At 58.8% G+C, this 13504-nt stretch carries 15 protein-coding genes; 11 read left to right on the top strand and 4 right to left on the bottom strand.

What is annotated here, in order from left to right:
• Nucleotides 1-68 precede the first annotated feature (68 nt).
• Genes G6R15_RS10785 through arsC form a run of 4 tightly spaced genes read left to right on the top strand, consistent with a single transcriptional unit; the run spans nt 69 to nt 2228 of the window.
• Nucleotides 69-407 (top strand): DUF952 domain-containing protein, encoded by a 339-nt coding sequence (locus G6R15_RS10785; RefSeq protein WP_164659856.1) that lies wholly within the window; start codon nt 69-71, stop codon nt 405-407.
• Nucleotides 404-835, top strand: coding sequence for a DUF1330 domain-containing protein (locus G6R15_RS10780; RefSeq protein WP_164659855.1), 432 nt, complete (start codon nt 404-406; stop codon nt 833-835). The genes G6R15_RS10785 and G6R15_RS10780 overlap by 4 nt, the downstream gene beginning before the upstream one ends.
• Nucleotides 832-1890: a quinone-dependent dihydroorotate dehydrogenase gene (locus G6R15_RS10775; protein ID WP_164659854.1), complete on the top strand. Its 1059-nt coding sequence runs from the start codon at nt 832-834 to the stop codon at nt 1888-1890. Before G6R15_RS10780 ends, G6R15_RS10775 begins: the two co-directional genes overlap by 4 nt.
• Nucleotides 1887-2228 (top strand): arsenate reductase (glutaredoxin), encoded by a 342-nt coding sequence (arsC, locus tag G6R15_RS10770; protein ID WP_164659853.1) that lies wholly within the window; start codon nt 1887-1889, stop codon nt 2226-2228. Before G6R15_RS10775 ends, arsC begins: the two co-directional genes overlap by 4 nt.
• 142 nt (nt 2229-2370) lie before the next feature.
• Here arsC and G6R15_RS10765 read toward each other — a convergent pair whose 3' ends face one another.
• Genes G6R15_RS10765 through G6R15_RS10755 form a run of 3 tightly spaced genes read right to left on the bottom strand, consistent with a single transcriptional unit; the run spans nt 2371 to nt 4617 of the window.
• The gene (locus G6R15_RS10765; protein ID WP_164659852.1) at nt 2371-3681 is read right to left on the bottom strand and encodes an MATE family efflux transporter; all 1311 of its coding nucleotides are present in this window, start codon (nt 3679-3681) and stop codon (nt 2371-2373) included.
• Nucleotides 3682-3685: 4 nt separating this feature from the next.
• Nucleotides 3686-4198: a PaaI family thioesterase gene (locus G6R15_RS10760; RefSeq protein ID WP_164659851.1), complete on the bottom strand. Its 513-nt coding sequence runs from the start codon at nt 4196-4198 to the stop codon at nt 3686-3688.
• Nucleotides 4198-4617 (bottom strand): PaaI family thioesterase, encoded by a 420-nt coding sequence (locus G6R15_RS10755; RefSeq protein ID WP_164660280.1) that lies wholly within the window; start codon nt 4615-4617, stop codon nt 4198-4200. The genes G6R15_RS10760 and G6R15_RS10755 overlap by 1 nt, the downstream gene beginning before the upstream one ends.
• 117 nt (nt 4618-4734) lie before the next feature.
• Here G6R15_RS10755 and G6R15_RS10750 point away from each other — a divergent pair, with 117 nt between their 5' ends.
• From G6R15_RS10750 to G6R15_RS10720, 7 genes are all read left to right on the top strand, one after another.
• A complete protein-coding gene (locus G6R15_RS10750; RefSeq protein ID WP_164659850.1) occupies nt 4735-5118 on the top strand; it encodes a MerR family DNA-binding transcriptional regulator in 384 nt (127 codons plus the stop codon).
• A gap of 550 nt (nt 5119-5668) precedes the next feature.
• Entirely contained in the window at nt 5669-6070 is a 402-nt protein-coding gene (locus tag G6R15_RS10745; protein WP_164659849.1) for a MerR family DNA-binding transcriptional regulator, read from the top strand.
• Between the two features lie 56 nt (nt 6071-6126).
• The gene (locus G6R15_RS10740; protein ID WP_164659848.1) at nt 6127-7905 is read left to right on the top strand and encodes an acyl-CoA dehydrogenase C-terminal domain-containing protein; all 1779 of its coding nucleotides are present in this window, start codon (nt 6127-6129) and stop codon (nt 7903-7905) included.
• Nucleotides 7906-7963: 58 nt separating this feature from the next.
• Complete coding sequence (locus G6R15_RS10735; RefSeq protein WP_164659847.1) at nt 7964-8176, top strand: hypothetical protein; 213 nt, start codon at nt 7964-7966, stop codon at nt 8174-8176.
• Nucleotides 8177-8436: 260 nt separating this feature from the next.
• Nucleotides 8437-9075, top strand: coding sequence for a glutathione S-transferase family protein (locus tag G6R15_RS10730; RefSeq protein WP_164659846.1), 639 nt, complete (start codon nt 8437-8439; stop codon nt 9073-9075).
• A gap of 13 nt (nt 9076-9088) precedes the next feature.
• Nucleotides 9089-10300, top strand: coding sequence for an acetyl-CoA C-acetyltransferase (locus tag G6R15_RS10725; protein ID WP_164659845.1), 1212 nt, complete (start codon nt 9089-9091; stop codon nt 10298-10300).
• Nucleotides 10301-10324: 24 nt separating this feature from the next.
• Entirely contained in the window at nt 10325-12526 is a 2202-nt protein-coding gene (locus G6R15_RS10720; RefSeq protein ID WP_164659844.1) for a 3-hydroxyacyl-CoA dehydrogenase NAD-binding domain-containing protein, read from the top strand.
• A 103-nt stretch (nt 12527-12629) separates the two neighbouring features.
• Here G6R15_RS10720 and G6R15_RS10715 read toward each other — a convergent pair whose 3' ends face one another.
• Nucleotides 12630-13304 (bottom strand): Hint domain-containing protein, encoded by a 675-nt coding sequence (locus tag G6R15_RS10715; protein WP_164659843.1) that lies wholly within the window; start codon nt 13302-13304, stop codon nt 12630-12632.
• Nucleotides 13305-13504: the final 200 nt, after the last annotated feature.

Genomic DNA, 13504 nt, shown 5'->3' with positions numbered 1-13504 from the left:
CGACGTCGGGAGAGTGCGCTCCGTATTGGTTCTTGATTCCCGGAGGCAGCCAAGGCATCACCGCAATCATGCTGATCTACAAAATCTTCCGTGCGGACGAATGGGCCGCCCTGCAAACCACAGGCGAAACCGACGGTGCGCCGATTGATGTAAGTGATGGTTTCGTCCACTTCTCGACCGCTGAGCAAGCAGCTGAAACCGCGGCCAAACATTTCGCCGGGGCAGAGAATCTGACTTTGCTGGCATGTGAAAGTGACGCTATGGGCGATACGCTCAAGTGGGAAGTGTCGCGCGGCGGTGCGCGGTTTCCACATCTCTATCGCAAGCTGCACATGACCGATGTCTTATGGGCCAAGCCGTTGCCGCTGGCGAACGGCAAGCATCAGTTCCCGGAGGGTATGGAATGACCACTTATGTCGATCCCGAACGCGCGCAGTTCGAGGCCTTTAAGGCGCTCGACAGGGATCAACCGATCGAGATGCTCAATTTGGTGAAATTCCGTGATCGCGCGTCTTATCCAGTCGAACACCCCCTGTCTTCGGCTGGCCTGACCGGGGCCGAAGCCTATGGCAATTACGGCATCGACACCGCGCCGATCATCGCTCGCCTGGGCGCTTCGATTGTTTGGCGGGGTTCCATGCAAGCGGTTCTGATTGGTCCCAGCGATGAGCATTGGGACGAAGTGTTCGTCGCACGATACCCGACCGCGCACGCGTTTTTGGACATGGTGACAGATCCCGACTATCAGCGTGCGGTCATTCACCGACAGGCGGCTGTGGCAACCTCGCGATTGATCCGCTGCGCGCCTGCGTCAGGCGGAAAGGCATTCGGATGAATCTGACCGAGAAACTGGGCCTAACCGCCTTGCATCGATTGGACCCCGAGGCCGCGCATGGCTTATCGATCAAAGCACTGAAAATGGGCCTGACACCAAAGCCGGGGGCGGTGACATCCTCGCGCCTGCGCACCCAAGTTGCTGGTCTTGATCTACCTAACCCAGTTGGTCTGGCCGCCGGATTCGACAAAAACGCCGAGGCCCTCGCGCCGCTGTCGCAATCGGGGTTTGGTTTTATCGAGATCGGGGCTGCGACGCCGCACCCCCAACCAGGCAATCCGAAGCCACGCCTCTTTCGTTTGACCGAGGATCGCGCCGCGATCAACCGTTTCGGCTTTAACAACGAAGGGATGGAGGTCATCGGCGCACGTTTGGCAAAGCGCCCCAAGGATGCGGTCATCGGCCTGAACCTGGGCGCAAACAAGGACAGCACAGACCGGCCCGCTGACTTTGCCCGCGTACTGGCCCACTGCGCGGCGGATCTGGATTTCGCCACCGTCAATGTCTCGTCTCCCAATACTGAAAAGCTACGCGATCTACAGGGCAAAGAAGCGTTGACCACCCTGCTGGCGGGCGTCATAGAAACCCGCGACGGGCTGGAGCGCAGGGTGCCTGTGTTTCTGAAAATCGCCCCGGACCTGACCGAAGCCGAGGTCGAAGACATTGCTGCCGTGGTGCATGACACCGGCGTGGATGCGGTGATTGCCACCAACACCACCCTGTCGCGTGAGGGGTTGACCAGTGCACATAAAGGCGAGGCCGGGGGCCTGTCTGGCGCGCCCTTGTTTGAGACATCGACGCGCGTTCTGGCACGTCTGTCAGCTCTGACCGAGGGGCGAACACCGCTGATCGGCGTCGGCGGCGTCAGCACCGCCGAGCACGCCTATGCCAAGATCTGTGCTGGGGCATCAGCCGTGCAGCTATATACAGCTATGGTCTATGGCGGTTTGTCACTGGCTGGTGATATTGCCCGGGGACTGGATGCGCTCTTGCAACGCGACGGTTTTGCCACGGTGGCAGAGGCTGTTGGTTGTAAAAGAGAGGATTGGCTGTGATCGAATACTGGCACAACCCGCGGTGTTCAAAGTCGCGTCAGGGATTGGAATTGCTTGCAGAGAAAGGCGCAGAGATCACCCTGCGCAAATACCTTGAAGATGCCCCTACGCTGGACGAACTTCGAGCCACGCAAGCCGCGCTCGACGTCGCAGCAATCTCCATGATGCGCACCAGCGAAAAGACGTTCGAGGAATTGGGTCTGAGCAAGGATTTGGACGACACGACGTTGTTGCAGGCCATGGCGGACCACCCAATCCTGATCGAACGCCCTTTGGGAAAAAAAGGCGACAAAGCTGCAATTGGACGCCCGCCGGAAAAATTGCTCGATCTGCTTTAAGCCCGTTTCGACCTGCGCGGCCTGTCGGCCTTGCGTCCTGCGGACGGCGGGGGGCCAGGCTCATGTGGGCAAAGCCACATGAGCCTGGCCCAACGGGAGGAGATGTTTCGCCAGAAACCTCGACGACGGGCGGGAATTCCCCCTAGATTCCGATCTGCGCTTCAAGCCGGGGGTAGCGCACCCACATGGTCAATCCACGCGCCACATTAAGCACCATAAGGGCGGCCCATAAGCCGTGGTTACCATACATCGGAACCAGCAAGACCAGTGCAATACCATAGGCAACGACGGATTGGATCATCGCGATGCGCATGTCGCGGGTCCATGTGCCGCCGATGTAGATCCCGTCGAACATCCAGCTTGCCACACCCAATACCGGGGCAAGTGCCGCCCAGAACAGAAAGTGGCGCCCAATATCTCGCACCTCTGGTGATGTTGACATCAAGTCGATGATCGCCGGACCTGCCAACCAGAACACCAGCCCAAGTCCAATCGCACCACCAACACCCCATTGTGAAGCAACGACGGCTGCACGCCGAACCTGCGCCCGATCCTTTGCCCCAACTGCCCCCCCGACCAAAGCCTCTGCCGAAAAGGCAAAACCATCGAGCGCAAACGCGGTTACTTCCAGGAATTGCAACAGGATCTGGTTCGCCGCCAGGTTCACGTCGCCCAGATCTGATCCAATGAACAGAAATGTCGTGAACGAACCGGTCAACAACACCGACCGCACCATGATGTCAGCATTCACGGACATCATTCGACGCATACGTACAGGATCGAAAATCCGGGCCCAGTTACGCCACTGATCGCCGACAAAAGCATCACGGCACAGCCACAGACCAAGCGCCAACCCGGTCCACTCCGCGATCAGTGTGGCAATCGCCACCCCCTCAATGCCCCATCCCAGCCCCAGTACGAACCATAGATCCAGCACGATGTTAAGCCCGTTCATCCACAGCTGCAGGACAAAAATTCCTCGCGTCTTCTCAACAGCGATCAGCCAGCCTGTTATGGCATAAAGAGCGATGGTGGCGGGCGCGCCCCAGACACGGATCGACAGGTAATCCAGTGCCAACCGCTCAACCTCGGCACTGGCCGGTGCCAGCCAAAACGCCCCTGCGAAGAGCAGCGCCTGGGTCAGGATGAACAGCATCCCGCCCGCAAATCCCAAGAGCAGACCACGCATGAGCAACGCGCCGGTCTCGGCCACGTCACCGGCGCCGCGAGCTTGTGCGGCCAGACCAGTGGTGCCCATCCGCAAAAAGCCGAAGATCCAATAGAGAGCAGACAGGATCACAGCACCGATCCCAACGGCCCCAATCGGTGCCGCGGCCCCCATCTGCCCCACAACGCCAGTGTCCACCGCGCCCAGGATTGGCACGGTGGCGTTGGAGATCACTATTGGGATGGCGATCTTCAGAACACGTCGATGGCTGATCTGATCGCTCACCCAATTACTCGGTCTTGAGCTCTGGCATCAGGAAATGCCCGCTGGCTTGGGCAAAAAGCTTGTCGTGGTTGTCTTGCCAAGCTTCAACACGAACCGAAGCATAGCGCCGCCCTGCCCGACTGATGTAGGCGCGCGCATAGGCATCGCGCGGCAGACCGGATCGCAGGTAATCCACCGTCAAATCGATGGTTTTTGGGAACGCCGGCATATTACCACCTTCGACATCCTCGGGCGTCAGCTCTCCGTTTTCGATGAGCGGCCACAGATGGAACCAGCTGAGCGAAATCAGCGCCGTCACCTCCAGAAAGGCGGCCGTCACGCCGCCGTGAATCGCGGGCAGGAACGGGTTCCCAATCAGCTTTTCGTCGAAATTCAGCACACCCGTCAACTCATCACCGCGACGGTCAAAAGTAATGTCGAGGAACTGGATGTACGGCACGCCTTGAACCAAGGCATTCAAGGTGGCATCGCGGCGCTGTTTAACAACCTGCATCGGTTCAGGCTTGGAATGGGCCATCAGCGTTTCTCCACCGTGAATGCGCCCGAGGCGGTGGCCACCGGGCGGTCAGTATCTTCGTCGGTTGCCGTTGCGCGAACAAAGGCGACGCTGCGGGTGATGTGATAGCATTCTGCTTTGGTTGTGATCGCCTGCCCCGGCGTTGCCGCCCGCATGTAATCGATCCTAAGATCGATCGTCGCTGTGCCTCCGGGTGCGGCCGGGTGACTCATCACCGCAGCGCCTGCGCATGTGTCCATCATAGCCGAAACCGCTCCGCCATGAATCACACCGGTTTTGGGGTCGCCAATCAGTGCTTCGTTGTAGGGCATGATGATTTCCGCCTCACCGTGGCCGATATGGGTCAGCTGCAGGCCAAGAGCCTTGGCATGGGGAATGGCCTGTATGAACTGGGCCGCGATTTTCGTCTTGTCTGTCATGGCTTGCACTTTATGCATGGGCTTTGTCTCTTTATGAGCCTGCGCCCGCCAAAAGGGCAAGCCCACCTGTTGCGCTTGTTGCAACGACACCATAGGTTGCCGCCGAGGAGATTGAGAATGTCTGACACCCGACTGTCATTCAAGGAGATGTGCGCCGAGTTCGACGTCACCCCGCGCACGCTTCGATATTATGAATACATCGAGCTTCTACAGCCCGACCGCGAAGGGCGTTCGCGTTACTACGGCGCGCGAGAGCGGGCCCGAATGAAGCTGATCATGCGCGGCCGTCGCTTTGGTTTTCCGTTGGAAGAAATCCGGCAGTGGCTGTTGATCTATGAACACGAAGGCAACCGTGCCCAGATGGAAGCATTCGTGCGTAATGCCGGCGTGCAACTCACAGAGCTCGAATCACAAAAGCAGCAGCTCGAAGAGGCCATGTCCGAATTGATCCAACTGCGTGAGGAAACCTCCAAAGATCTGCAGGACGGTAAGATCGAGTAACAGCTAAGGGCAGTTGCACTGCCCCTCAAAACCCCGTGAGTTGCCGGGGCTTGCGTTGATCTGACGATCACACCGCTACATCTTTTCCAAAGACGCGCAGTGAAAGGCATGGTGCATTGGGCCCGTGTTGGCTGTTTTTGAAAGAGGTAGCTTATGAAGTTTCCATTTCTGATTGCGGTGCTCATCTCCAGCTTTGCTCTGACGGCATGTGACGTTGGACCAAATGGCTATGGTACGGCTCCCCCCGGTGTTTCGCAGACCGATTGGGATTCTCAGCAAGCCGCGCGAGCCAAGACTCGTCGGCAATATTATTCTGGACCACGTGGGGGAGCTTCGGGCCGGTAAACGGACTTTAATTCTCTGACTCTGTTCTGCCCCAGAATGACGCCACGGAAATATTCAAACTGAAAACTGACGGAATTTTAATTGATCTTACGTCAAGAATTTCGTGACGCAGCGTTCAGCTTACGTAAACGTCAAGCGGATGTTGTAAACAACGGCAACACTGATCACCTCAGGTTCACAGCACTTGTGATGAGAGTTTGAAACTATGACCGACAACACACTGACCATCCGCGAGATGTGCGACACATATGATGTGACTCCCCGCACCCTGCGGTTTTATGAGTCCAAAGAATTGTTGTTCCCGATACGCGAGGGGCAAAAGCGCTTGTTCACCAAACGCGACCGCGCGCGCCTGAAGCTGATTCTGCGCGGCAAGCGCTTTGGCTTCAGCCTGGAACAGATTCGCCAACTGCTCGACCTCTATGACGCAGGCGACCAACAACAGGTTCAGTTGGAGCGCACCTATGAGCTGGCACGCGAACGCCTGGCCGACATGGAGCTACAGCGCGATGAGCTGAACCAGGCCATTGACGATCTCACGGAGCAACTCAAATGGGGTGAAAGGATCATCACCCCGAGCAAGCAAAACAAGAAGGCCGCCGAGTAACACCGCTGGCCTTCGAAAAAAAATGACACCACACTAGTTCACCCAGGGAGCCCTTCATGCCCATCTATAATGCCCCGACCAAAGACACACAGTTCGTTCTGCATGACGTCCTCAACGTCTCGCAATCCGACATTCCCGGCTATGACGAGCTGGAACGCGATTTCACCGGTGCCGTTCTGGAAGAGGCCGGCAAACTGGCCAGCAACGTGCTGCACCCGCTGAACGCTATAGGCGACGCCGAAGGCTGCACCTTGGAAAACGGCGTTGTCCGCACACCGACTGGATTCAAAGACGCTTTTGAAGAGGTCAAGGCAGGCGGTTGGACTGGCTTGGACATGCCCGAGCAGTATGGCGGTCAGAACATGCCTTACGTGGTTGGCACCGCAGTGGGCGAGATGTTCTCGGCTGCGAACCAGGCGTTCACCATGTACCAGGGTCTGACCCACGGCGCCGCGTCGGCCATCTTGGCGCATGGCACTGACGAGCAAAAGAACACCTACCTGCCGAACATGGTCAGCTGCGATTGGACCGGCACCATGAACCTGACCGAGCCGCACTGTGGCACCGATCTGGGCCTTATGCGCACCAAGGCCGAGCCACAGGAAGACGGCAGCTATAAGATCACCGGTCAGAAGATTTTCATCTCGTCGGGCGATCATGACATGGCCGACAACATCATTCACCTGGTCCTGGCCAAAATCGCTGGTGGCCCCGAGGGCATCAAGGGCGTGTCGCTGTTCATTGTCCCCAAATACATGGTCAACGAAGACGGCTCGCTGGGCAACCGCAACCCCGCCACCGTCGGTAAGATCGAAGAGAAAATGGGCATCCACGGCAATTCGACTTGTGTGATGAACTATGACGGTGCCGTTGGTTATTTGCTTGGGGAAGAGCACAAGGGCATGCGCGCCATGTTCACCATGATGAACGAAGCCCGTCTGGGTGTGGGCATGCAAGGCCTGTCGCTGGCCGACGCCGCCTATCAGAACGCCGTTGAATACGCCAAGGACCGCCTTCAGGGCCGCGATGTGACCGGCGTCAAGAACCCCGATGGCCCGGCCGATCCGCTGATTGTGCACCCCGACATCCGCCGCAACCTGATGGACCAGAAAAGCTTTGTTGAAGGCGCGCGGGCATTCATTCTGTGGGGCGCTTCGATGATTGACGCAGCACACCGCAAGCAAGACAAGGACGCCGACGGCCTGATCTCGCTGCTGACCCCGGTCATCAAGGGTTTCCTGACCGACGAAGGCTACGACATGACCGTTCAGGCGCAGCAGGTCTATGGCGGCCACGGCTACATCGAAGAATGGGGCATGTCGCAATACACCCGCGACGCCCGTATCGCGATGATCTATGAGGGCGCCAATGGCGTTCAGGCGCTGGACCTGGTGGGCCGCAAGCTGGCCGCTGATGGCGGCAAGCACGTCATGGCGTTCTTCGAGATGGTGAAATCCTACATCAAAGAGAACTCGGGCCAGGATGAAGCGTTCGACCGTGACTTCCTGGAGCCGCTCAAAGCTGCGTCCAAGGATTTGCAGGCGGCTGGCATGTATTTCATGCAGAACGCGACCAACCCCAACAATGCGTTGTCGGGTTCGTATGACTTCATGCACATGTTCGGCCACGTCTGCCTGGGGCTGATGTGGACGCGTATGGGCAAGGCTTCGCTGGACGCTCTGGCAGCTGGTGCCGAGGACAAAGAGTTCTATGAAACCAAACTGGTAACGGGTCGGTTCTACATGGCGCGCCGCCTGCCTGCGACCGGTATGCACCTGGCTCGTATCCAGAGCGGTGGCGACACAATTATGACACTGGACGCCGCCAGCTTCTAAGCGGAAAATCGGCTTCGGGCGACACCTTGCCCGAAGCCAACCATTCCAAAGGACGCCCATGCCGAAACGTTTCAAACTGACCCGCCGTTTTCCCTGCGCCATGACTGAGGATGCTTATCGCAAGCTCAAGAGTTTTGCGCGCGAGGCCGGGCTGGACGAGGGCGAGGCGCTGTCCTTTTTGTTCGAGAATTTCAACAGCGTGATCAACGAGGAGAACCTGACCCACAGACTGCGCCTGTTCAATGCAGAACTGGAAGGCCGCAAGCGATAGAATCGCGTGCAAATCACCAAGTATCTCCGTCGGATGCCTCCGGCGGGAGTATTTTTGAAAAGATGAAATGGGAATGCGTCCCTGCCACGGGGCACACTCGCCATCAGGACAGGAACGACTTCACCTTTTGCGGCCATCGGCTCTCCAGCCTGTTCCGCGTGCCCAAGTAAGCAGGTCAGGGTTAACGAAGTGTCACCAAATCCGCTTCATCTTTTCATAAATACTCAAATTCCACGACCAGCCACGGGAGGGGCACGGCCATGACGATGAAACTTTACTGCTTTGGAGAAAGCGGCAATTCCTACAAGGCGGCTTTGGCGCTGCAGCTTAGCGGGCTGGAGTGGGAGCCGGTGTTTGTCGACTTCTTCAAAGGCGAGACCCGCTCGCCCGAATATCGCGCCAACGTCAACGAGTTGGGTGAAGCGCCTGTACTGGTCGATGGCGAGTTCAAAACCGGACAGTCCGGCGCAATTCAGGCTTATGTGACCGAGAGATCGGGCAAATTCGGCGGCAAGACCCACGAAGAGAACTATGAGATCTTCCGCTGGGTTCTGTGGGACAACCACAAGCTCAGCTCGATGGCCGGTGTCAACCGCTTTCTGATGAACTTCCTGCCCGAGGACAAACGCCCCGCCGAGGTGATCGCCTTCAACCAAGGTCGCCTACGCGGCGCCTATGAGCTGCTGAACAATCACCTGGATGGCCGTGATTGGATCGTTGGTGAAGGGATCACCAACGCCGATCTCAGCTGCTGTGGCTATCTTTATTATCCCGAACCCTTCGGCTTTGACCGTGCCGAATGGCCCCATATCAACGCCTGGCTGGACCGCATCAGCGCCCTGCCCGGCTGGAAACACCCCTATGACCTGATGCCCGGCAAACCGTCGGATCGCGCTTGAGGAGACTAAACCAATGACCGAAGCCTATATCTATGACGCCCTGCGCACCCCGCGCGGCAAGGGCCGCAAGGATGGCAGCCTGCACGAGGTGACCAGCTTGCGCCTGTCCGCGCTGACCATGAACGCCGTCAAAGAGCGCAACAACCTTGAAGGTCACGCCGTCGAAGACGTGATCTGGGGCAACGTCACCCAGGTGATGGAACAGGGCGGCTGTCTGGCACGCTCGGCTGTTCTGGCCTCGGACCTGGACGAGTCGATTCCCGGCCTGTCGATCAACCGCTTCTGTGCGTCTGGCATGGAAGCCGTGAACCTGGCGGCAAACCAGGTTAAGGGCGGCGCAGGCGATGGTTACATCGCAGGTGGTGTCGAGATGATGGGGCGTGTGGCCATGGGCAGCGATGGTGCCGCGATTGCCGTTGATCCGTCGATCGCAATTGACGGCTATTTCGTGCCACAGGGCATTTCGGCCGACATCATCGCAACCGAGTATGGCTTCAGCCGTGATCAAGCGGACGCTCTGGCCATGGAATCGCAGCGCCGCGCGGCGCAGGCATGGGAAGAAGGTCGCTTTGACAAATCGGTCATCTCGGTCAAGGACCAGAACGGCCTGACCATTCTGGATCGCGACGAATACATGCGCCCCAGCACCGACATGCAGAGCCTTGGTAGCCTGAACCCCGCGTTCCAGATGATGGGCGAGCAGATGCCGGGCTTTGATAAGATCGCCACGCTGAAATACCCGCATCTGGAAAAGATCAACCACATCCACCACGCGGGCAACAGCTCGGGCATCGTGGATGGGGCTGCGGCTGTCCTGATCGGCAACAAGGAATTTGGTGAAAAGCACGGTCTGAAACCGCGCGCGCGCATCAAGGCCACTGCCAAGATCGGCCTGGACCCGACCATCATGCTGACCGGCCCGGTTCCGGTGACGCAGAAAATCATGGCCGACAATGGCATGGCAATTTCCGACTTTGACCTGTTCGAAGTCAACGAAGCCTTCGCCTCGGTCGTGATGCGCTTCCAGCAGGCGTTTGATGTCGACCCCGAGCTGGTCAACGTCAACGGCGGTTCGATCGCCATGGGTCACCCGCTGGGGGCCACCGGCGCGATCATCATCGGCACCCTGCTGGACGAGCTGGAGCGTCAGGACAAGGAAACCGGTCTGGCAACCCTGTGTATCGCATCCGGCATGGGTGCAGCGACCATCATCGAGCGCGTGTAAGAACGGCGTCTGGAGAATAAGAAAATGGCTGAATTTACACTGACGAAAGACGCTGACGGCGTCGCAACCATCACCTGGGATGTGCCCGGAAAGACCATGAACGTGATGTCGTTCGACGGCCTGGCCCAACTGGACGCCTGCATCGACGACGCGCTGGCCGATGATGCGGTCAAAGGCATCGTCGTGACCTCGGGCAAAGAAGGCTCGTTTGCGGGCGGCATGGACCTGAACCTGCTGGCCGTGATGAAGGAGCAAGCAGGCGACGACCCGGCCAAGGGCCTGTTCGAGGGCACCATGCAGATGCACGCCCTGCTGCGCAAAATCGAACGCGCCGGCATGGACAAGAAGACCAACAAGGGCGGTAAGCCGATTGCATCCGCCCTGCCCGGCACGGCTGCTGGCATCGGTCTGGAACTCCCGCTTGCCACGCACCGCATCTTTGTGAGCGAAAACCCCAAGGCGAAATACGGCCTGCCGGAGATCCTGGTCGGGATTTTCCCCGGTGCCGGCGGCACCACGCGTCTCGCCAAAAAGCTGGGCGCGATGGCGGCTTCTCCGCTGCTGCTCGAAGGCCGGATGCTGGACGCCAAGAAAGCCAAGGGCGCGGGCCTGGTGGACGAAGTTGTCGCTGATCCTGTAGCCGCAGCGCGCGACTGGGTACTGAACGCCAAAGACGCGGACATTGTGAAACCCTGGGACGCGAAGGGCTATAAAATGCCCGGCGGTGCGCCCTATCACCCCGCTGGTTTCATGACCTTTGTCGGGGCGTCAGCGATGGTTCATGGCAAGACCCAGGGCGCATTCCCGGCGGCCAAGGCCCTGCTGAGTGCAGTTTATGAGGGTGCGCTGGTTGATTTCGACACCGCCCTGAAAATCGAGGCCCGCTGGTTCACCTCCGTTTTGATGAACCCCTCGTCGGGGGCCATGATCCGGTCGCTGTTCCTGAACAAGGAAGCCCTGGAAAAAGGCGCCGTGCGGCCCAAGGATGTTGCCGATCAGCGCGTCAAGAAGCTGGGCGTTCTGGGTGCGGGCATGATGGGCGCAGGCATCACGCTGGTGTCGGCGCAGGCCGGTATCGAAGTGATCCTGATCGACCGTGACCAGGCCGCGGCTGACAAAGGCAAGGCATATACCGAGGCCTACCTCGACAAAGGCATGAAGCGCGGCAAGGTCACTCAGGACAAGAAAGATGCGATGCTGGGCCTGATCACTGCGACCCCGGATCTGGAACAGCTGAAATGTTGTGACCTGATCATCGAGGCCGTGTTTGAAGACCCTGCCGTAAAGGCCGACATGACCAAGAAGGTCGAAGCGATCATCCCCGGGGATTGCATCTTTGCTTCGAACACCTCGACCCTGCCGATCACCGATCTGGCCAAGGCAAGCGTGCGTCCTGATCAATTCATCGGCATCCACTTCTTCTCGCCCGTCGAGAAGATGCTGCTGGTCGAGATCATCAAAGGCAAGGAAACGGGGGATCGCGCGGTCGCAAAGGCGCTGGATTATGTGCGTCAGATCCGCAAGACACCGATCGTGGTCAATGATGCGCGCTTCTTCTACTGCAACCGCTGCATCATTCCCTATGGCAACGAAGCAACCCGCATGATCACCGAGGGCGTCGCGCCTGTGCTGATCGACAATGCGGCGCGCCAGCTGGGCTTCCCGGTGGGTCCGGTTCAGTTGGGCGACGAGACCTCGATCGACCTGGGTGTGCGCATCATGAAGGCCACTAAGGCCGCCATGGGCAATGCATACCCGGCATCCGAGGCCGACGATCTGATCGTCTGGATGGAAGAAGAAGGTCGCCTGGGCCGTAAGGCCAATGCGGGCTATTTCGACTATGACGAAAAGGGCAAGCGCATCGGCTATTGGAAGGGTATCCACGACAAATACCCGTTGGCGGATGAGCAACCTGACCTGATCGAAGTGCAGGAACGTCTGATGTTTGCACAGGTTCTGGAAGCCGTGCGCGCGCTGGAAGAAGGCGTGGTCGAGGACATCCGCGAGGCAGACGTTGGCGCGATCCTGGCTTGGGGCTTTGCGCCTTGGTCCGGTGGCCCGCTCAGCTGGCTGGACATCATCGGCGCGCCTTACGCGGCCGAACGCTGCGATCAGCTGACCGCGAAGTACGGCGAGCGTTTTGCCTGCCCACCACTGCTGCGCGAGATGGCGGAAAAGGGCCAGACCTTCTACGGTCGCTTCAACCCCGAGGCCAAAGCAGCCTGAAGCTGACACCACTTTGAGACAAAGAAACCGGCGTCCCTAGGGGCGCCGGTTTCATGTTGGAGACCGAGGGTATCGAAACTCCAAACCCCCGAAGCGGCGGGGATCAAATGGACCTTACAGGGCGGCTGGGTCGCACTGGCCCATCGTGGAACCCGCCCGGCAGCTCGGCAGGGTCCGAAGCCACGGCCAAGGCATCGTCGTCATCGATGATGCAATTCACCAAAAATTGCGCGGCAGGTCCGCTCAAGACGTCATAGATCCCCTCAGCTGGATTTCCGCCCTGCGAATACAAAGGCTGCGGGCGGGGACAATGGGCCAGCATGCCACCTTCGACATAGATGACTTCGTCATTGTTGAAACCGATCGTAGTCACTTCGATCTGTTCCCCCGGATACCCCAGAGTAATCCCACGTAGTCCGCTCAACATGCGCGCGGGCACAACGGCAAAGGGGTCTCCGACCGCGTCCTGGGCTGCATCACATTCAATCAGCATCCCCTGATCCGGCATCAACCAAAGTTCGCGCCGATTGAACAGCGCGCCGTCCGGTACCAGCACAGGGCGGCGTATCCCGCCCACGTCCCTTTCGGGCATGATCAGCGTCTCGCGTTGAATATCGACGATGGGTTGCATTGCGTGATCAAAGGTCAAGACCCGGTCACCAACGGACAGGGTATCGACAGCGCGCCAGCCCAGGTTCGAGGCCACATGCGTGCCCTTGAGAAACCCGGCCTGACCGGTGATCAACAAACCGTCCAGCGCAGCGCTGGTCTCGGCCATACGCGGGGTCCCCCGACCCCGTTTTTCTTTCCATCCGAACACAAGCCTATTCCTTGTATGTGGCAGCAGCAGTCACAAGCATGCCGGATTAACTATGATGTCGGATCAGCAAGCCCGATTCGAATGCCGCTGTGACGTCCGAACAAGGGCAAGAATGTGTCATTACCCTGACTGCTCCCGACAATGGGGGGTCATTGAGG

It is taken from the genome of Tropicibacter sp. Alg240-R139 (genome assembly GCF_900537075.1).
In the GTDB taxonomy this organism is placed as follows: domain Bacteria; phylum Pseudomonadota; class Alphaproteobacteria; order Rhodobacterales; family Rhodobacteraceae; genus Falsiruegeria.
This window is presented reverse-complemented; position numbering and strand designations above follow the sequence as displayed.